This window comes from Thiobacillus sp., from assembly GCF_030696885.1.
Classification (GTDB): Bacteria; Pseudomonadota; Gammaproteobacteria; order Burkholderiales; family Thiobacillaceae; genus Thiobacillus.
On record NZ_JAUYRI010000017.1, the window covers coordinates 261702 to 279304 of the forward strand.

Genomic DNA, 17603 nt, shown 5'->3' on the forward strand with positions numbered 1-17603 from the left:
GATTCGAGCGGGGCGACAGACCGGCACAGTCGCTGCCGGATTCAACCTCCGGCAGCGACTAGCGATAAGCGATGACTTACTTCAGACGCATGTCGTTCTTGACGGTTGTCACGCCCTTGACGCTGCGCGCAACTTCGACCGCCTTATTGATGTCGGCCTGCGAGTTGACGAAGCCGCTCAGCTGAACCGCACCTTTGAAGGTATCGACCTTGATCTCGAGCGATTTCAGGCTGGGTTCATTGAAAATCGCGGCTTTCACCTTGGTGGTGATGACGGCGTCGTCGACATACTCGCCGGTGCCCTGCTTCTGCGAAGTCGATGCGCACCCGACGACAGAAACCAGTGTGACGGCCAGAAAGGCGGCTGAAAGCACTTTGTTGAATTTGTTCATGTTTGATTCTCCCGATGTGAGTTAAGAAATTGCCTGGCCCCGGCTTCTTGCCGACACAAGCCGCGCAACGCAATGCAATCGCGCCGCACGGGCCGTATCTGCAGGCCGTATTGAAACCATGGCATCAATGTAGTCAGAAAAGCAGAACGGGTCTGTACGGTGGCGCACATACGGAGAACGGAACTGGCCGGGCAGGATGTTGGCGGGCCGCAAAGAAGGGCTATGTACGATGCCGTACAGACGCCGCCCTGTTTTCGTCCTACGGTTAGAACATCGAAGTCTGTGTGCGATGTCGCATATGCAGAATTGCGCAAAGTCACCGCGCCGTTATTCGACGACAAACAAAAGGGCTGCAATTGCACCAGGCTTTTTTATTGCAACGATTGTGTTCGATGTTCAACTCAATGGATGGAACGATGATGAAAAACACATACCCCCCCAAATCGAATCAAGTGATGCTCAGGATCGGCATGGCGGTGTCGGCGGTCGTACTGATGGCGGGTTGCGCAAGCAATCCGGCGCCGACAGAACAGATGGCCGTATCCAGGGCTGCGGTGAGCAGTGCATTGGCCGCCGGGGGCAATCAGTTTGCACCGGTACAGTTCAAGTCCGCTTCGGACAAGCTGGCTGCTGCCGAGCGGGCCATGGCCGACAAGGACTATGAGCTTGCCTTGCGACTGGCCGAACAGGCGGAGGTTGACGCCAAGCTGGCCGCAGAGATGGCGCGCTCAACCAAGGCCCAACGCGCTGCGGACGCCCTGCAGGACGATATTCGCGTGCTGCGCCAGGAAATCGACCGTCAGTCCAAATAATCATCAACGGAGCTCATCATGAAAACAAATCGATATCTTCCCCTGAGCCTGATCGCTGCCGCGATGCTCGCGGGCTGCAGCACCATGCCGTCGCAAAACACAGCACTCGAAGAGGCGCGCAGCGTTTACAGCAGCGCACGCACCAATCCCCAGGTCACCAGCCTGGCACCGCTTGAGCTGCAGAAAGCCGGCGAGTCGCTGAACAAGGCGGATGCGGCACTGAGCAAGGGTGACAGTGATGTCACGGTCAATCAACTGGCCTATCTCACCAAGCAGCAGGTGGCCATTGCACAGGAAACCGCCAAGCGCAAAGCCGCTGAGCAGGCGGTCGTCAACGCCAGCGCGCAACGCGACCAGGTTCGCCTTGCGGCGAGAACGGCCGAAGCCGATGCGGCCAAACGGCAGGTGGCGAAGACGCAGGCTGAGGTCGATGAAGCCAGACGACAGGCGGCGATCGCGCAGGAAAATGCCGATCGACAAGCTGCCGCATTGGCGGCCGCCAATGCCCAGGCTCAACGCGACGAAGCACTGATTGCGGCGCGACAGGCAGAGGCCGAAGAGGCCAGACGGCAGGCGGAGCTCGCACGGCAATCTGCCGAGCAGCAAGCTGCCGCATACCAGGCACGCATCGCGGAGCAGGAACAGAAACTGAAGGAGTTGGACGCCAAGAAAACGGAGCGCGGCATGGTGATCACGCTGGGCGACGTGCTGTTCGCGGTCAACAGGGCGGAGTTGTCAGCGGGCGGCATGCGCAACGTGCAAAAGCTGGCCGATTTCCTCACTCAATACCCGCAGCGCAAGGTGTTGATTGAAGGCCACACGGACAGCACGGGCAGCCGCAGTATCAATCAGCCGCTCTCAGAACGACGCGCCGATGCCGTGCGGTCGGCTTTGGCCGGCATGGGAATCAGCGGAGACCGCATTGAAACACGCGGTTACGCCGAGACCTATCCGGTTGCCAGCAACAACACGGCCGCCGGTCGTCAATTGAATCGGCGCGTGGAAATCATCCTCTCCGACGACAACGGCAATATCGTTCCCCGCTAGACCTTAGCGAAAAAGGTATTGCAAGGAGAAGCCGCTCGGATGAGTGGCTTTTTCGTTATGGAAGATACTGCTGGAAGGCTATCGGCACACCGCGCCAGGGGGTGCGAATCCGTTGAGGTCGCACACTCTCTGCCGGGGGCATCGGCGGGCCCCCGCCTTGCTGGCGGTATTGCGACCAGCGGTAGTGTCCCGTCGCTGCTCGGATGCAGATAGCCACCCCCCTCCCGAAACCTTAATGGTTGGTGTCGAGCAGGTGGGCAAAGTCCTCGGCGGACACGGGGTGGCTGAAATGGAAGCCCTGTCCCTCGTCGCAATGCCGGGCCTGCAGGAATTCAAGCTGCGCCTGCGTTTCCACGCCTTCGGCAATGACACGCTGCTTGAGGTTTCTTCCCATGCCGATGACTGCGGCCACGATGGTCGCGTCGTCCGCATCGGTGGCGATGTCGCGCACGAAGGACTGGTCGATCTTCAGGGTGTCGATCGGGAATCGCTTCAGATAGCTCAGGCTCGAATAGCCGGTACCGAAATCATCGATGGCAAGCTGCACGCCCATGGCTTTGAGCGCCTGAAGCAAGGTCGCCGACGATTCGGTGTCGTGCATGAGGATGCTTTCGGTCATTTCCAGCTCGAGATAGTGGGGCGCCATGCCGGTCTCCTTCAGGATCTGTGCAAGCCCTTCGAGAAAATTTTTGTGCCTGAACTCAACCGCGGAAATGTTGACCGAAACGGGCACGGCGGGCAGGCCGGCATCGAGCCAGGCCTGAACCTGCCTGCAGGCTTCGCGCAGCACCCAGCGGCCGACCGGAATGATGAGGCCGTTCTCTTCCGCGATCGGCACAAACTGGGCCGGGTAGACGAGCCCGAGAGCCGGATCCTGCCAGCGGATCAGCGCCTCGACACCGGTGATCGCGCCTGAAGCAAGGTCGATCTTCGGCTGGTAATGCAGCAGGAATTCGTCCTGTTTCAGGGCGCGGCGCAGACTGTTTTCGACAAACTGCCGGCGTACCGCGCGGACGTTCATGTCGGGCTTGAAAAACTGGTAATTGTTGCGCCCGCTTGCCTTGGCGTGATACATCGCGGCGTCCGCGTTCTGCATCAGGACGTCCACGTCGGTGCCGTCATCCGGAAATACACTGATGCCGATGCTCAGGCTGACATGGAGTTCGTGCCCGTCGATCATGTGCGGCAGGGCGAGTGCAGCGCGCAGGGTTTCCGCAACGTGGGCCGCATCCCGCGGCTGGCCGATCTCGGCAAGCAGGATGACGAATTCGTCGCCGCCCTGGCGGCAGACCGTATCGGTGGCGCGCACACACTCCATCAGGCGGTTTGCGACCGATTGCAGCAGCCGGTCGCCGATCGCATGCCCCAGCGAATCGTTGATGTGCTTGAAGTTGTCCAGGTCGAGAAACAGCAAGCCGATCTTCTTGTCGTGTCGCTGGGCCAGGCTGATCGCGTGGGTAAAGCGTTCGGTCAGCAGAAGCCGGTTGGGCAGACTGGTGAGAAAATCATGCTGGGCCAGATGCGCCATTTCCAGCGCCATGGCCCGCGATTTCGTGACGTCGCGAAACACGATCACCGCGCCGGTGACCTGCCCCTCCCGGTCGTGGATGGGCGCGGCGGAGTCCTCGACCGCGAACTCGGATCCGTCGCGGTGGATCAGCACACTATCGGTGTCCAATACGATCGCCCTGTTCTCCTCGATGGCACGCAGCATCGGATTCGCCGCGGGCAGGCGGGTTTCGACATCGAGGATATTGAACACCTCGGCAATCAGCCGGCCTAATGCCTCCTCCTGAGACCAGCCAGTCATCTTCTCCGCCACCTGGTTCAGATACGTCACCTTGCCAAGCAGATCGGTGGTCAGCACGCCGTCGCCAATGGAATTGAGCGTCACCTGGGCGCGTTCCTTCTCCGCAAACAGGGATTCTTTCGTTGCCGTTAAAACGAGTTCAGCCGATTTGCGTTCAGTGATGTCCTCGACGATTTGCACCAGCCCCAGAGATTTTTTCCCATTCAGCATGGCGGCGCTGCTGACGCGCGTCCAGACAATGCCATTATCGCCCCGCAGAAACCGGAACTCCGTCTGGAATGGCGCCTCGCCCACTGCGGCGTTGTGCCACTCGGCCAGGACGCGTTCGCGATCCTCGGGGTGGATCGCCGCGTACCAGTTCGTGCCCAGCGTCTGCTCCAGGCTCAGCCCGGATAAGGTCTGATACGCCTTGTTGGTATAGACGCAGCTGCCTTCGATATCGGAAACAAAAATGCCCAGCGGGGAGGTGTCGCTCATTGCGCGGAAGCGTTCCTCGCTGTTCTGCAGCGAGCCCCGATCCGTCTTGCGCTCGATGACGTAGCGTAACGCGCGCGGCAACCAGTGGGCGTCGACGTGGCCCTTGGAGAAATAATCTTGTGCGCCGCGCGCCATGGCCTGGCGCACGTTTTCTTCATCGGTCAATCCACTGAGGACCAGGATCAGGGCGTCGGGCGCTGCCTGCAACACCTGGTCGAATGCTTCGAGGCCTTGGCTGTCGGGCAGCGTCAGGTCAAGCAGGACCACCTCGAACGTGTCTTTGCCCAGTCGTTCCACCGCCTCGGAGAGTCGCGTCACCCATTCGACATGAAACAGGCTGCCGCCCGAACCCGCCAGCGCCTCCTGAATCAGTTTGGCATCGGCGGGCTCGTCCTCGATCAGCAGAACCGTGGTCGGACTCGGGTTCGTGGCTTGATCGTCCGCGGGCGTGTCTTCGCTCGCCATTGCCGTATCCAGGGTGGCAGTCATGGCGACGGATTTCCCCTAGTGACCACGGCCTTTGCCTTGGTCCTTGCCCGGGTTGCCCTTCTGCTTGTCGCGATGATCGTCCCGATCGTCGTCCCGGCGATCGCCCTGTCGTTTCTGATAGTGCGGAACATACTCGCGCTCATACCAGTTGTTTTGTACGAAATAGACCCGTTCGCCGCAGGCGTTGTAATGGCGGCAGTGTTTGCGCCAGTTTTTGGCATGGCCCGGCGGCACGTTCATGTAGATCGGCGGGCGCTGCAGCGCGGACCGATACATGACGCGCGGCGCACTGTAGACCAATTGCGGGGGCGGATAGCCGCCGATGTTGATCTGGCCGTAGAAGCCGGGTTGCCCGATGCTGATGGACACCCCGACGTCGGCCGAGAGTGCAGGAAGGGCAGCGACAGCCAGCGCCGCTGCAAAGAACACGCGTTTCATATTGATGACCTGTGACGAAAGGATGTGCATCGAAAGCCTTGCAGAACCGCAGATCCGGCCCTGCGCTCGATGCACCGAGCGATCAATATGGGGCGCGGCGCGCCGCGCGTCTGTTCGGGAACACACACAGCCATTCTTCGAGGAAAGATCACCGCCAATGTTCGCTAGCGCACTGAACAGTGCGTGCTTTTCGCCTACGCTGATAGTCTTCCGGTTACGACTTCTCAGGTCGATCCGGCTTGCTCGCGGAAGGCTCGATACCCTCCGCCCCACTATGTATCGCTTTCCAAGGATTGACCATGAACAAAACACTTTTGATTTCCGCCGTGCTCGCTACCCTGGCACTGGCCGCCTGTGACCAGCCGACCGTGGTCAACGTTCCCGCTACGCCGGTCGCGGTTCCCGGTCCTGCAGGTCCGCAGGGCGAAACCGGCAGCCAGGGCGCAACCGGCTATCAGGGCGAGACGGGCAGCCAGGGCGCGACCGGTTATCAGGGCAACGAAGGCGTCCAGGGTGAAACCGGCAAGACCGGTGATGGCACAACGGTGATTGTTGTCCCCCCCGAGGCTGCTGCGCCGACGAACTGAGCCCACTCACCCATTCTAAGGAGTCCCCCATGTTGGGAACCATTTTACTGATCGTCTTGATCCTGATGTTGCTCGGTGCTATTCCGAACTGGTCGCACAGCAAAAACTGGGGCTATGGTCCCAGCGGCGGCATCGGCCTGCTGCTGATCATCGTCATCGTGCTGCTGCTGATGGGGCGCTTGTAAAGAGTCATCGCCTGGCGCGCGCGCTGATGCAAGCCCGCGCCGCCCGGCGGGTGGAGGATGGATGGCTGCAAATATCCTGAGAATATTAGGTAGCTGGCAGGTGCGACGTCACCTGCCCTATGGGTCCATCGTGGCCCTTTTTTTCGTCGCCGGTTGCAGCAGTCTGCCGACCATCGTGCCGGACCTGGAGCGTCGCTCCGGCCCGCCGGTGCAACTGGACGTGGCGCACGGCGAGTTGCCGGCCGTGCGCAGCGAGGCGATCCTCGAAGGGCTGCAATACCGCAGCCAGGACACCGGTATCTTCGAGCACCATCTGGCGCGCGAAGAAGCCATCGTTGGAAGCCCGCTGACGGCGGGCAACCGGGTGCACCTGCTGCAGGACGGCCCGGCCACCTACCAGGCGATGTACGCCGCCATCATGGCGGCGCGCGATCACATCAACATGGAAACCTACATCCTGGACGATGACGAAGTCGGCCAGCGCTTTGCCGAGGCCCTGATCGCCAGGCAGGCGGAGGGCGTTCAGGTCAACCTGATCCGTGACAGCGTGGGCACCCTCGGCACCCCGACGGAATTCTTCCAGAAGCTGATCGACAGCGGCATCCAGGTGCTCGAATTCAACCCCATCAACCCCCTGATGTCGCGCAAGGAATGGACGCTGAACCAGCGCGACCACCGCAAGCTGCTGATCATCGACGGACACACCGCATTTCTCGGTGGCATCAACATCAGCAGTGTCTACTCCAGTGGCTCGTTCAGGAAGGCTTCGCGGGCGAAGTCCAACACCGGGTCGGACCCGGCGCTGGCCTGGCGCGACACCGACCTGCAACTGCAGGGACCGGTGGTGGCCGAGTTTCAGAAACTGTTCCTCGCGGCCTGGGAAAAGCAGAAGGGCGAGCCGCTGACCGGGAAAAACTACTTTCCGCCCCCCGAGAACGTGGGTCCGCATCGGGTGCGTGCGATCGGCAGTTCGCCCGACGATGCCTTCAGCCTGATCTATGTCACCCTGCTCTCGGCCATTTCCAGCTCGGAAGCCAGCGTGAACATCACCAACGCGTACTTCGCCCCCGATCCGCAGTTGCTCGACGCGCTCGAAGCGGCCGCCGGGCGCGGCGTCGATGTGAACCTGATTCTGCCGAGTCAGACCGACTCCTGGCTGGTGTTCCACGCCGGACGCAATTACTACGACCGGCTGCTGCAGGCGGGCGTGAAAATCCACGAGCGGCGCGGCGTGATCCTGCACTCCAAGACGGCGCTGATCGACGGCGTCTGGGCCACGGTCGGCTCGACCAACCTCGACTGGCGCAGTTTTCTGCATAACTACGAACTGAATGCCGTGGTGCTGGGGCCGGATTTTGGCGAGCAGGTGCAGGCGATGTTCGACCGCGATCTGGCGATGTCCGACACGATCACGCTCGAGCAATGGCGCCGCCGCCCGCTCGATCAGCGCTTCAGTGAATGGTTCGCCCGGGTCTGGGAGTACTGGCTATGAAAAAACCCTGCGCTCCGTGCGCGGGCGTGGACTTGATGGATAAGGAAATGAACGGGTACGATCGGCCAGAAATGACGCGAACGGAAACGAACAGGAGAGGTGCGGACGGCCGGATTCTGGTCGGAACCGCATTACTCGATTGTGTGAGTAAGGGGCCCGCAGTCCGTCTGTTGCAGACGCTGACTGTGGCCTGGTAAAGCGGGCGATGCACACTGCATTTTTGCCTATATTTGAAACACACTGAATAGAATTGGAGTTGTCCCATGAAAAAAACCATCGTTTCTCTTAGCGTCATCGCAATCGGTCTCAGCGGCCTTGCCGGTTGCGCCAACATGTCCGAAACGCAAAAAACCACTGGTACGGGCGCGGCGATCGGCGCCGTTGCAGGTGGCGTCATTGGCGCCGCGACCGGCGACCGCAAAACCGCCGCGACCGGCGCGGCGATCGGCGCAGCAGTGGGCGCGGGTGGCGGTTATATGTGGTCGAAGCACATGGAAAAACAGAAAGCGGAGATGGAGCAGGCCACCGCGGGAACCGGCGTCAGCGTGAGCCAGACCGCCGACAACCAGCTCAAGCTGGACATCCCGAGCGACGTGTCGTTTGACACGAACCGTTATGACATCAAATCGAACCTGCGGCCCATCCTCGACCGCTTCGCCACCACCCTGAACCAGAATCCGGTGACGAAGGTGACGATCATCGGCCACACAGACAGCACCGGCACGGATGCGATCAATAATCCGCTTTCGGTCAATCGCGCCGCTGCGACGCGCGATTACCTGGTTGCCCGTGGCGTCTCGCCGAGCCGTATCGCCATTGATGGACGCGGTTCGCGCGAACCGATCGCGGATAACAACACCTATGATGGCCGTGCAAAAAACCGCCGCGTCGAGATTTACGTGGCAGAACCCGCAGTCTGAGGAGGGCTTGTTCGGACAACCCGGCATGCTTCATGCCGGATTGTCCGTCTGTAGCCCTGACGCGCTCCGCAATGGGGCGTGGCGTATCGATCTACACCCCCTCCAGATTTTTCACCGTACCGAATCCATTGGGCCGTTCCGCGCAAGCGCACGGTCGATCTTGTCGTCCATCTCGCCGACCAGGGCGGCCAGGCTATTGGTGGCTTCGTCCAGGGATTGTTTCGTCGACAGCGCCACCGTATCCATGCGCGCGTCGATCACACCGCGCAATTGCGCAAACTCCTGCTCGATCTGCGTGCGCAGTGCATCGATGCGTGAGGATTCAGCGCTCTCTGCAAGTTTTCGTTGCGCCTGCAGTTCCTGATTGTGACGGTGCGACTCCATCAACATGTTGGTGCGCAGTGTCAGGGCATAGAGGACAAAAAGCGCCACCAGCGCCAGTGTGACGCCAAGCAGGATCACGCCCAGCGGCCCCTCGACATTGAACGCCACGAATGACAGTACGGTCGGCGCAGTGAGAACCGCCCAGTTGGCCAGGGTGAACACGGCCAGCAGCAACAGTACGGCCAGAATAATTGCGCTGAGTAGATTCATGATGTTTCCTTTTCGTTTATGAAGGAGGTACTTGCCGAAGTATAGGAAGGGGCTTTGGTCTGGAACGATGCGTGCACAGGACACGCTTCCGCCCGCGGACACTCAGGGTGCGGGCAGATGCCTGCGATAACGCATAAAGCGGCGCATCAGGGGCTTGACGCTGGTGCCGTGGACAAGAATCGACAGCGTGACCGCGATGAGCGTCAGCTGGGTCAGGTCCAGCGCCAGGTCTTCGGGGAGACCATGCTGGATGGCGTACATCAGGTAGTACAGCGAACCGATGCCGCGCACCCCGAACCAGCCCACCATGCCGCGAATCGGCCACGACGTGCGCGTGCCCACCAGCCCAGCGAGGACGCTGACCGGGCGCGCCACCATGAACAGAAACAAGGCAAGTCCCACCGCGCGCCAGCTCCAGGAATCGAGAAACAGCGTTCCGCCGATCAACAGGATGAGCACCAATTCCGAGAGGCGCTCCAGATGTTCCTTGAACACCAGCGCGCCCTCGCTGACGGTGGGCGCCGGCGCGTCCTCCGGGCTGGCCAGTTCCGCGTCCGGCCCGATGCGGTGGGCTTGCGGCGGAGCCGCGTTTTCCTCATCCGTGCTGTCCCTGTCGACGCTGTCCTGATCGGTGCGGGCGAGTTTGAGTTCGGTCTGGCGCAGGGCGACGGCAGCGAAAAACACGGCCAGGAATCCCCACGCATCGACCCAGACACTCAGGCCGTACGCCACGCCGATCAGGCCGAGTCCGAGGAAGTCGTCCATCAGCTTGTGACGGGGCGGGTGGCCGCGCAGTTTGCGCGCCAGATAGGCCAGTGCGGCGCCCGACATCACTCCGATGGCGAGTGCCGCCGTCGTGGCCCACAGCACATCGACCAGTACCCAGCGCAGGCCAAAATCACCCAGCCCGTGCAGGCCCAAGAGTCCCATTCCCAGCATCACAAACGGAAAAGCGCTGCCGTCGTTCATGCCTGCTTCGCAGGTCAGGGTAAAGCGGAGTTGATCGCGATCGGCGGGGTGACGGGTCTGGACATCGGTCGCCAGCACCGGATCGGTCGGCGCCAGGATGGCGCCCAGCAAGACGCCCGCCCCCAGTGGCAGGCCGAGCACATAATACGCAAAGGCCGCGACCAGCCCGACGCTGATCGCCATGGAGACCGATGCCAGCAGAATCGGCGTTCGCCAGCGGACGAAGCTGAACGGCACCGGCATTTTGACACCGGCGGAAAACAGCGAAATCAGCACCACCACTTCGGTCAACACTTCCAGCAGTGCCGACTGCTGGAGCGGGTTGAAGTGAAACAGATTGAGTACCGTCGGCCCGAACAGCAGCCCCACGGCCAGATAGACAATGGCCGGGGTGACCGGCAGGCGCTGCAGCAACGGGGCCGTCAGTCCCCGGGCAAGCAACAGTCCGCCCACGAGCAAAAACCATTGTGCGTTAGTCATGCTTCGTGAGCGCCATTGAAACGCACAAGGGGGTCGGTGATGTTTTCAATGCATGCGCCAGAAGCCTGGGGAAGCGGGGCTGGAGAGGGAATACGCTGCGCGTGCCATCAGACCCCCCCGTGGGCCGGAATCCGGCGCGCACTTGCTGAAAGCAAACTCAGCGACCGCCGAACAGCCCAATGAGACCGATCACAATCAGATAGATGGCGACGATGTAATTCAGCAGACGTGGCATCACCAGGATCAGAATGCCTGCAATCAGCGAAATCAGGGGGGCAAGGCTTAGCGTCATGTTCATGTTGGTTTTCCTGAGATGGGGGGTGAGCGGGGTGAAGCGTCATGCTCCCCGCTTTGACTGGGTGATCCCGGCATGCGTCGGATCGGGCGGCTGCGTGGCTACTTGCGCGCAATCAGCAGAAATGCGCCGGCCGCAATTGCGCCCAGTCCGGCCCAGAGGGGAATGTTGACGGTCTTCTGGTCCTTCACCGTCAATTCGATCGGCCCCAGCTTGGCTTCGTGCGTGTTCTGGGTGTAGGTAAACCCGCCATAGATCAAGCCCAGGGCGCCGGCCACGATCAGTGCGATCCCCAACATTTTCATTCCATTCATTTCATCTTCTCCGGTAGGCGGTACAGGTGATTCATGCCATGGATGACAGGGAGGCCGAGTGCAGCGCACCGGGAGCGACCTTGCCTGGCATGTCGAACTCAAGCATTAAAGGCGACGGCCTTGTATGACACGTAGCAGGATCACCACGACCGCGATAACCAGCAGGATGTGAATGAGTCCGCCCATGGTGTATGAGGTGACCAGGCCAAGCAGCCACAGAACGATCAGGATAATTGCAAGGGTTTGTAACATTGAGTCTGCTCCAGATATGAGAGGTTGACGTGGCGCCAGCCATCCGACGATGCGCCTGGCCATAAAATAGTGTCGATCTTCATCGAGTCTGGATCATCACGGATTTTCCGCTGCTTCTCGGTGCGCTAGCGTACATAAGGCGGTCAGCGATTCGGGCCGCCACGATTTCCGACCATTGCGGCCAGAGTGATGCGTGATGCGTGATGCGCGGTGACGAAACCCTATTTCTGATTCGCGGAACTAACCCAGTGCCACGCCCAGCCACGCACCGATGAAATAGGTCGCCAGTCCCGCTGCGCCGCCGATGCCAAGCATGCGCAGGCCACTGAGGATGGCGTGGCGGCCGGTGAAGAGACTCATGCTGGCACCGACGGCGAACAGGCCCAAGGCGGTCAACGCAATCGATTCCAGCAGTGCGACGCGGCCGCTCGCAAACAGAAACGGCAAGAGCGGCAGCGCCGCGCCGACGGTGAAGGCGGCGAACGATGAGAGTGCAGCGACCCAGGGCGAGCCGAGCTCGTCGGGGTTGAGGCCGAGTTCCTCGCGTGCCAGCGTGTCCAGTGCGCGCTCGGGATCCTGCATCAGTGTGTCGGCCACGCGTCGCGCCTCCTCCGGCGTCATGCCCTTGGCTGCGTAGATCAGCGCCAGTTCGGCGGCTTCTTCCTGCGGATATTTTTCCAGTTCGTCACGTTCCAGCCCGATCTGGTATTCGAACATTTCGCGCTGCGAACGCACCGACACGTATTCGCCCGCCGCCATCGAGAATGCCCCTGCCAGCAGCCCGGCCACGCCGGTCAGCGCGATGATCGCCGGGTCCTGCGCCGCGCCCGCCACGCCGTAGATCAGCGCGGCGTTGGAGACCAGGCCGTCATTGACGCCGAACACGCCGGCGCGCAGCGCGTTGCCCGAGGTGGCGCCGCGATGCCGCCGGCCGACATCCTCGCGCCGGGTGGGAACGCCGTGCGAGGGCAGGGCCGCATCGTAGAGCACCATGCCGCGCACTTTCATCGCCGCCAGCACGCCGCGCATGGCGCGCGGCTTCAGGCTGCGCGTGAGCCGTGCCACCATGCGCGTGCGCAGGTCGGGGCGGAAGGGGGCGGGCGCGGCGCCGCCTTCGGCTTTCAGTGTATCGAGCCAAATTTGCGATTGCTCCTCGGCGGCTTCGGCCAGTTCATTGAACAGCGCCGCGCGCGGCGTACCGGCCTCGCATTCGGCCACCACGCGATAAAGCCACGCGGAGCGCTGCTCCTCGCGCCAGGATTCGAGCGCGTTGGCGGTCGTGTTCATGCGGCGGGTCTCCGGTACTGGATCGCTTCTGCGAGGTGCGCGGTGCCGATGGCGGGGCTGGCGGCGAGATCGGCCACCGTGCGGGCGAGCTTGAGCACGCGGTGATAGGCGCGCGCGGACAGGTTGAGGCGCGCGATGGCCTGCTTTAGCAAGGCTTCACCGGCGCTGTCGAGCACGCAGTGCAGATCGATTTCCGCGTTGCCGAGCGCGTTGTTGGGTTTGCCCTGGCGCGTCAATTGCCGTGCGCGCGCCGCCTCTACCCGGGCGCGGATCTGCGCGCTGGGCTCGCCGCTGCCCGCCTGCATCAGCTCGTCCTGGCTCAATGCCGGCACGCTGATCTGGATATCGATGCGGTCGAGCAGCGGCCCCGAAATGCGCCCGCGGTAGCGCGCAATCTGGTCTGGCGTGTCACGGCAGGCCTGGGTGGGGTGGCCGAGATAACCGCAGGGGCAGGGGTTCATCGCGGCGACGAGCTGGAAGCGCGCCGGGAAATCCGCCTGTCGTGCGGCGCGCGAAATCGTGATGCGGCCCGACTCCAGCGGCTCGCGCAGCACTTCCAGCACCTGTCGCGAGAACTCCGGCAGCTCGTCGAGAAACAGCACGCCATGGTGCGCCAGCGAAATTTCGCCGGGGCGCGGGTTGCCGCCGCCGCCCACCAGCGCCACCGCCGAGGCGGTGTGGTGCGGCGCGCGAAAGGGCCGGCGCTGCCAGTGTTCAAGGCGAAAGCCGCCGTTGAGCGATTGCACCGCAGCGGCCTCGAGCGATTCGATTTCGTCCATCGCCGGCAGGATGCCGGGGAAGCGCGCGGCGAGCATCGATTTTCCGGTGCCGGGCGGACCCGCCATCAACACCGAGTGGCTGCCGGCAGCGGCAACTTCGAGCGCGCGCCGGGCGGAAGCCTGGCCCTTGACGTCACTGAAGTCGGGATAGTCCGGCGCCGCCGCCGCGAGGCGGGATTCGGGTTCGGGCAACGTGCCCTGGCCGGCGAGCCAGGCGCACACCTCCAGCAGACTGGTCGCGCCGAGCGTCTCGACGCCGCTCGCCAGCGCCGCTTCGCCGGCCGACGCGACGGGCAGCACCAGCCGCCGCCCTGCGCTGCGGGTGGCCAGCGCCATCGCCAGCGCGCCGCGCACCGGCCGCAATTCGCCGGTCAGCGCGAGTTCGCCGGCGAATTCGGTGTGCTGGAACTTGTCGGCGGGAATCTGCCCGGACGCAGCCAGGATCGCCAGCGCGATCGGCAGATCGAAGCGCCCGGATTCCTTGGGCAGATCGGCCGGTGCGAGGTTGACCGTGATGCGCCGCGCAGGAAATTCAAAGCGCGCGTTCTGGATCGCCGCGCGCACGCGGTCGCGCGCTTCCTTCACTTCGGTTTCCGGCAGCCCCACCAGCGTGAACGCGGGCAGGCCGTTGGCCAGATGCGCCTCCACCACCACCTCGGGCGCCTCCATGCCGTTCAAGGCCCGGCTTTTGACGACGGCGACGGCCACGTGTTCAGTCTTTTGTTTCGCGCTGCTGCTTTTCCAGTTCGGCCAGCCGTGCTTCCAGTTGCGCCAGCTTTTCGCGCGTGCGCGCCAGCACTTCGGTCTGCACGTCGAATTCCTCGCGCGTGACCATGTCGAGCTTGCCCAGCATCGACGTCACGCCGGCCTTGAGATTCTGCTCGATGTCTTTCGCCGGCGACTGCTTCAGCATTTCACCCAGCTTGGCAGCCAGATCATTGATGAACGCCGGGTTGGGGAATTTCGGATTTGGACTCATGCGGCCTCCTGTCTAGCAGCCAGTGTAGCAAGCGCCGCGCATGCCGCGTAACCGACCCCCCGCCCCAGCGCCCAGCCCGAATTGGGTGCATCCGGTTTTGGTAGCGCACCAAGAAAGTGCAGTCTATGCTGGGTTTTGCGGAGCATAAACAACAAGTTATTGAATTAAAAGGAGAAAAAATCTGGCACAGCTTGTGCTGGTTATCCATCGCAATTTTGCGCGCCTTCATTCTTCTGGAGACTTTCATGAAAAAACTTGTACACGCTTTGGTTCTGACTGGTTTGGTAGGCATGCCCACTGCTGCGATGGCCGCGGAAGAAAGCCCGCACAGCCTGAGCGCCAACGTTGGCTTGTATAGCGACTACGTTTTCCGTGGCATTTCGCAAACCGGCGGCGAACCCGCCATTCAGGGTGGCCTGGATTATTCGCACAGCAGCGGTTTCTACCTCGGTACCTGGGCATCCAACGTGGGCTGGCTCGAGGACTTCCAGGGCTACGACAAAGGCAACGTGGAAATCGATGTCTATGGCGGCTTCCGCGGCGACATCGGCGGTACCGGCCTGACCTTCGACCTGGGTGCGATCCAGTACATGTACCCCGGTGACCGCCCGGCAAATATTACTGACGCCGATACCAGCGAGCTTTATGCCGCACTGGGCTGGAAGTGGTTCACGGTCAAGTATTCCTACTACATCAGCGACGAAGTATTTGGCTTCGCCAACGCCGATGGTTCCGACTACCTGGCCATTTCGGCCAGTGTCCCGGTCGGCGAAACCGGCCTGACCCTGGGCGCGAGCTGGGGTACGTTCAGCTTCGACAACAACAGTGCGCAGGACTATGACGACTGGAAAATCAGCGCAGCCTATGACATGGGCAAACTGACCCCTGTGATGGATGGCGTGACGATTGGCGTGGCGTACACCGATACCGACGCCAACCCTGCCAACTGGACTGAATCGGCCCCCAACTCTGAATTCCTGGGCGACAGCACGACCACCGTGTGGATTTCCAAGGCGTTCTAATCGGTTGACTGACCGGAGCGGTGCATGTACCCGCTCCGTTTTTCCCCTGTCTTAATTTGGGAGACGACATGAAATTCGTAACGGCAATCATCAAGCCGTTCAAGCTGGATGAAGTGCGCGAGGCCTTGTCGGCCATCGGCGTCACCGGCCTGACGGTCACGGAAGTGAAGGGGTTTGGGCGCCAGAAGGGCCATACCGAGCTGTATCGCGGCGCGGAATACGTGGTCGACTTTTTGCCCAAAGTGAAAATTGAAGTGGCCATCAAGGCCGAGTTGCTGGAACGCGTGATCGAGGCCATCGAGAAGGCAGCTAACACCGGCAAGATCGGCGACGGCAAGATTTTTGTCACCAGCCTGGAGCAGGTCGTGCGTATCCGCACGGGCGAATCCGGCCCCGACGCCCTCTAAGGAGCATGAACATGAAAAAGCTATTTGCTTCATTGGGGCTGATGCTTGCCCTGTTGTCTCCCGGTTTGACGATGGCGCAGGACGCGACCGCTCCGGTGGAAGAAGCCGCCGTGGTCGAAACGATGGACGCTGTTGCGGTGGAAGCCCCGGTCGTGGCTGAGGAAGCTGCGCCGGCTGAAGCCGCGCCTGCGGAAGAAACGGCTGCACCCGTTCCGGACAAGGGCGACACCACCTGGATGATGGTTTCCACCATTATCGTCATCATGATGACGATCCCCGGTCTGGCACTGTTCTATGGCGGCTTGGTACGCGCCAAGAATATGCTGTCGGTATTGACGCAGGTCATGGCGATTTTCTGCCTGATCTCGATCCTGTGGGTGGTGTACGGCTATTCGCTGGCATTCGGCGATGGCGGTGGCCTCAACTGGATGATCGGCGACCTGTCCAAGATGTTCCTGGCGGGCATCACCGCAGACAGCACGGCAGCGACCTTTACCGATGGCGTGGTGATTCCGGAATACATCTTCGTGGCCTTCCAGCTGACCTTTGCCGCCATCACCGTGGCGCTGATCACCGGTGCCCTTGCCGAACGGGTGAAGTTCTCCGCCCTGCTGGTGTTCGGTGTGCTGTGGTTCACCTTCTCCTACCTGCCGATCACGCACATGGTGTGGGCAACCGGTGGCTACCTGTTCGAAGCGGGCGATCTCGACTTCGCGGGCGGCACGGTGGTGCACATCAACTCCGGTATCGCCGCACTGGTGGGCGCCCTGGTGCTGGGCAAGCGCATCGGCTACGGCCGCGACGCGATGCCGCCGCACAGCCTGCCGATGACGCTGATCGGTGCTTCGCTGCTGTGGGTGGGCTGGTTCGGCTTCAACGCCGGCTCCAACCTGGAAGCCAACGGTGGCACGACGCTGGCCTTCATCAACACCATCATGGCGCCTGCCGCAGCGGGTCTGGCCTGGATGTTCACCGAGTGGATGTTGCGCGGCAAGCCTTCCATGCTGGGCGTGGCGTCTGGTGCGGTGGCGGGTCTGGTGGCGGTCACCCCGGCGGCCGGTCTGGTCGGTCCGATGGGTGCGATCGTCCTCGGCGCGATTGCCGGCGTGGTCTGCCTGTGGGGTGTTACCGGCCTGAAGAAGGCGCTGGGTTATGACGACTCGCTCGACGTGTTCGGCATCCACGGCATCGGCGGCATTATCGGCGCCATCGGCACCGGCATCTTCGTCTCGCCGGCTCTCGGCGGCGTCGGTGTGGATGACTATGCGATGGTTGGCCAGGTCATCATCCAGGCCAAGGGCGTGCTGATCACCATCTTGTGGTCGGGTGTGGTGAGCTTCGTGGCCTTCAAGCTGATCGACATGACCATGGGTCTGCGCGTCAGCGAAGAGCAGGAACGCGAAGGTCTCGATACCGCAAGTCACGGCGAGCGGGCCTATAACGCTTAAGTCATCATCCTTTCTCCGAAGGAAGCTGGGGGCGCTCTGCAGAGCGCCCCTTTTTTTGCTTCCTTCGGCAAGACCTTTCCTTCTGCCGGGCAAGGCTTTGGGTCAACCCTCGATAGGCTTGTCCCGCAG

Annotated in this window: 20 protein-coding genes; 9 read left to right on the forward strand and 11 right to left on the reverse strand. The window is 62.0% G+C overall.

The annotated features are described in order from the left end of the window. Window positions 1–76 precede the first annotated feature (76 nt). Window positions 77–391, reverse strand: coding sequence for a BON domain-containing protein (locus tag Q8R61_RS09005; protein ID WP_305536380.1), 315 nt, complete (start codon window positions 389–391; stop codon window positions 77–79). A gap of 392 nt (window positions 392–783) precedes the next feature. Here Q8R61_RS09005 and Q8R61_RS09010 point away from each other — a divergent pair, with 392 nt between their 5' ends. Beyond that, complete coding sequence (locus Q8R61_RS09010; RefSeq protein ID WP_305536382.1) at window positions 784–1203, forward strand: DUF4398 domain-containing protein; 420 nt, start codon at window positions 784–786, stop codon at window positions 1201–1203. A gap of 18 nt (window positions 1204–1221) precedes the next feature. Beyond that, complete coding sequence (locus Q8R61_RS09015) at window positions 1222–2250, forward strand: OmpA family protein (protein WP_305536384.1); 1029 nt, start codon at window positions 1222–1224, stop codon at window positions 2248–2250. A gap of 232 nt (window positions 2251–2482) precedes the next feature. Here Q8R61_RS09015 and Q8R61_RS09020 read toward each other — a convergent pair whose 3' ends face one another. Together Q8R61_RS09020 and Q8R61_RS09025 are read right to left on the reverse strand one after the other, a co-directional pair. Then, window positions 2483–5026 carry an EAL domain-containing protein gene (locus Q8R61_RS09020; RefSeq protein ID WP_305536386.1) on the reverse strand — a complete coding sequence of 848 codons (2544 nt, stop codon included), beginning with the start codon at window positions 5024–5026 and terminating at the stop codon, window positions 2483–2485. A 15-nt stretch (window positions 5027–5041) separates the two neighbouring features. Next, window positions 5042–5464 carry a hypothetical protein gene (locus Q8R61_RS09025; protein ID WP_305536388.1) on the reverse strand — a complete coding sequence of 141 codons (423 nt, stop codon included), beginning with the start codon at window positions 5462–5464 and terminating at the stop codon, window positions 5042–5044. Window positions 5465–5763: 299 nt separating this feature from the next. Here Q8R61_RS09025 and Q8R61_RS09030 point away from each other — a divergent pair, with 299 nt between their 5' ends. The 4 genes from Q8R61_RS09030 (at window position 5764) to Q8R61_RS09045 (ending at window position 8648) form a co-directional block, all read left to right on the forward strand. Then, window positions 5764–6051: a hypothetical protein gene (locus Q8R61_RS09030; protein WP_305536390.1), complete on the forward strand. Its 288-nt coding sequence runs from the start codon at window positions 5764–5766 to the stop codon at window positions 6049–6051. A 29-nt stretch (window positions 6052–6080) separates the two neighbouring features. Next, window positions 6081–6236: a DUF3309 family protein gene (locus Q8R61_RS09035; RefSeq protein ID WP_305536392.1), complete on the forward strand. Its 156-nt coding sequence runs from the start codon at window positions 6081–6083 to the stop codon at window positions 6234–6236. 61 nt (window positions 6237–6297) lie between these two features. Beyond that, window positions 6298–7728 (forward strand): phosphatidylserine/phosphatidylglycerophosphate/cardiolipin synthase family protein, encoded by a 1431-nt coding sequence (locus Q8R61_RS09040; protein WP_305536394.1) that lies wholly within the window; start codon window positions 6298–6300, stop codon window positions 7726–7728. 263 nt (window positions 7729–7991) lie between these two features. Continuing rightward, window positions 7992–8648 (forward strand): OmpA family protein, encoded by a 657-nt coding sequence (locus Q8R61_RS09045; protein WP_305536396.1) that lies wholly within the window; start codon window positions 7992–7994, stop codon window positions 8646–8648. Window positions 8649–8759: 111 nt separating this feature from the next. Here the strand turns inward: Q8R61_RS09045 and Q8R61_RS09050 are convergent, their stop codons facing one another. From Q8R61_RS09050 to Q8R61_RS09085, 8 genes are all read right to left on the reverse strand, one after another. Beyond that, window positions 8760–9242, reverse strand: a complete 483-nt coding sequence (locus Q8R61_RS09050) for a hypothetical protein (protein WP_305536398.1) — start codon at window positions 9240–9242, stop codon at window positions 8760–8762. Between the two features lie 102 nt (window positions 9243–9344). Then, the gene (locus Q8R61_RS09055) at window positions 9345–10691 is read right to left on the reverse strand and encodes a sodium:proton antiporter (protein WP_305536400.1); all 1347 of its coding nucleotides are present in this window, start codon (window positions 10689–10691) and stop codon (window positions 9345–9347) included. A gap of 157 nt (window positions 10692–10848) precedes the next feature. Continuing rightward, entirely contained in the window at window positions 10849–10989 is a 141-nt protein-coding gene (locus tag Q8R61_RS09060; RefSeq protein ID WP_305536402.1) for a DUF3096 domain-containing protein, read from the reverse strand. Between the two features lie 98 nt (window positions 10990–11087). After that, window positions 11088–11300: a hypothetical protein gene (locus Q8R61_RS09065; protein ID WP_305536404.1), complete on the reverse strand. Its 213-nt coding sequence runs from the start codon at window positions 11298–11300 to the stop codon at window positions 11088–11090. Between the two features lie 105 nt (window positions 11301–11405). Next, complete coding sequence (locus tag Q8R61_RS09070; RefSeq protein ID WP_305536406.1) at window positions 11406–11552, reverse strand: lmo0937 family membrane protein; 147 nt, start codon at window positions 11550–11552, stop codon at window positions 11406–11408. Window positions 11553–11792: 240 nt separating this feature from the next. Next, the gene (locus tag Q8R61_RS09075) at window positions 11793–12839 is read right to left on the reverse strand and encodes a VIT1/CCC1 transporter family protein (RefSeq protein ID WP_305536408.1); all 1047 of its coding nucleotides are present in this window, start codon (window positions 12837–12839) and stop codon (window positions 11793–11795) included. Then, complete coding sequence (locus Q8R61_RS09080) at window positions 12836–14326, reverse strand: YifB family Mg chelatase-like AAA ATPase (RefSeq protein WP_305536410.1); 1491 nt, start codon at window positions 14324–14326, stop codon at window positions 12836–12838. The genes Q8R61_RS09075 and Q8R61_RS09080 overlap by 4 nt, the downstream gene beginning before the upstream one ends. Before the next feature lie 4 nt (window positions 14327–14330). After that, a complete protein-coding gene (locus tag Q8R61_RS09085) occupies window positions 14331–14597 on the reverse strand; it encodes an accessory factor UbiK family protein (RefSeq protein WP_305536412.1) in 267 nt (88 codons plus the stop codon). A gap of 125 nt (window positions 14598–14722) precedes the next feature. On the opposite strand from Q8R61_RS09085, the gene Q8R61_RS09090 reads away from it, so the two are divergent. The 3 genes from Q8R61_RS09090 to Q8R61_RS09100 all read left to right on the forward strand — a co-directional run bounded on the left by Q8R61_RS09090 (window position 14723) and on the right by Q8R61_RS09100 (window position 17474). After that, on the forward strand, window positions 14723–15619 hold the full coding sequence (locus tag Q8R61_RS09090; RefSeq protein ID WP_305536414.1) for a TorF family putative porin: 897 nt from the start codon (window positions 14723–14725) through the stop codon (window positions 15617–15619). A gap of 68 nt (window positions 15620–15687) precedes the next feature. Next, window positions 15688–16026: a P-II family nitrogen regulator gene (glnK, locus tag Q8R61_RS09095; RefSeq protein WP_059753103.1), complete on the forward strand. Its 339-nt coding sequence runs from the start codon at window positions 15688–15690 to the stop codon at window positions 16024–16026. An 11-nt stretch (window positions 16027–16037) separates the two neighbouring features. Next, window positions 16038–17474: an ammonium transporter gene (locus Q8R61_RS09100; protein WP_305536420.1), complete on the forward strand. Its 1437-nt coding sequence runs from the start codon at window positions 16038–16040 to the stop codon at window positions 17472–17474. Window positions 17475–17603 lie beyond the last annotated feature (129 nt).

What these genes read in the sequence shown, in the direction of transcription:
- Q8R61_RS09005 (WP_305536380.1), bottom strand. Translation starts at nt 391, where the DNA reads ATGAACAAATTCAACAAAGTGCTTTCAGCCGCCTTTCTGGCCGTCACA.
- Q8R61_RS09010 (WP_305536382.1), top strand. Translation starts at nt 784, where the DNA reads ATGTTCAACTCAATGGATGGAACGATGATGAAAAACACATACCCCCCC.
- Q8R61_RS09015 (WP_305536384.1), top strand. Translation starts at nt 1,222, where the DNA reads ATGAAAACAAATCGATATCTTCCCCTGAGCCTGATCGCTGCCGCGATG.
- Q8R61_RS09020 (WP_305536386.1), bottom strand. Translation starts at nt 5,026, where the DNA reads ATGACTGCCACCCTGGATACGGCAATGGCGAGCGAAGACACGCCCGCG.
- Q8R61_RS09025 (WP_305536388.1), bottom strand. Translation starts at nt 5,464, where the DNA reads ATGAAACGCGTGTTCTTTGCAGCGGCGCTGGCTGTCGCTGCCCTTCCT.
- Q8R61_RS09030 (WP_305536390.1), top strand. Translation starts at nt 5,764, where the DNA reads ATGAACAAAACACTTTTGATTTCCGCCGTGCTCGCTACCCTGGCACTG.
- Q8R61_RS09035 (WP_305536392.1), top strand. Translation starts at nt 6,081, where the DNA reads ATGTTGGGAACCATTTTACTGATCGTCTTGATCCTGATGTTGCTCGGT.
- Q8R61_RS09040 (WP_305536394.1), top strand. Translation starts at nt 6,298, where the DNA reads ATGGCTGCAAATATCCTGAGAATATTAGGTAGCTGGCAGGTGCGACGT.
- Q8R61_RS09045 (WP_305536396.1), top strand. Translation starts at nt 7,992, where the DNA reads ATGAAAAAAACCATCGTTTCTCTTAGCGTCATCGCAATCGGTCTCAGC.
- Q8R61_RS09050 (WP_305536398.1), bottom strand. Translation starts at nt 9,242, where the DNA reads ATGAATCTACTCAGCGCAATTATTCTGGCCGTACTGTTGCTGCTGGCC.
- Q8R61_RS09055 (WP_305536400.1), bottom strand. Translation starts at nt 10,691, where the DNA reads ATGACTAACGCACAATGGTTTTTGCTCGTGGGCGGACTGTTGCTTGCC.
- Q8R61_RS09060 (WP_305536402.1), bottom strand. Translation starts at nt 10,989, where the DNA reads ATGAACATGACGCTAAGCCTTGCCCCCCTGATTTCGCTGATTGCAGGC.
- Q8R61_RS09065 (WP_305536404.1), bottom strand. Translation starts at nt 11,300, where the DNA reads ATGAATGGAATGAAAATGTTGGGGATCGCACTGATCGTGGCCGGCGCC.
- Q8R61_RS09070 (WP_305536406.1), bottom strand. Translation starts at nt 11,552, where the DNA reads ATGTTACAAACCCTTGCAATTATCCTGATCGTTCTGTGGCTGCTTGGC.
- Q8R61_RS09075 (WP_305536408.1), bottom strand. Translation starts at nt 12,839, where the DNA reads ATGAACACGACCGCCAACGCGCTCGAATCCTGGCGCGAGGAGCAGCGC.
- Q8R61_RS09085 (WP_305536412.1), bottom strand. Translation starts at nt 14,597, where the DNA reads ATGAGTCCAAATCCGAAATTCCCCAACCCGGCGTTCATCAATGATCTG.
- Q8R61_RS09090 (WP_305536414.1), top strand. Translation starts at nt 14,723, where the DNA reads ATGCTGGGTTTTGCGGAGCATAAACAACAAGTTATTGAATTAAAAGGA.
- glnK (WP_059753103.1), top strand. Translation starts at nt 15,688, where the DNA reads ATGAAATTCGTAACGGCAATCATCAAGCCGTTCAAGCTGGATGAAGTG.
- Q8R61_RS09100 (WP_305536420.1), top strand. Translation starts at nt 16,038, where the DNA reads ATGAAAAAGCTATTTGCTTCATTGGGGCTGATGCTTGCCCTGTTGTCT.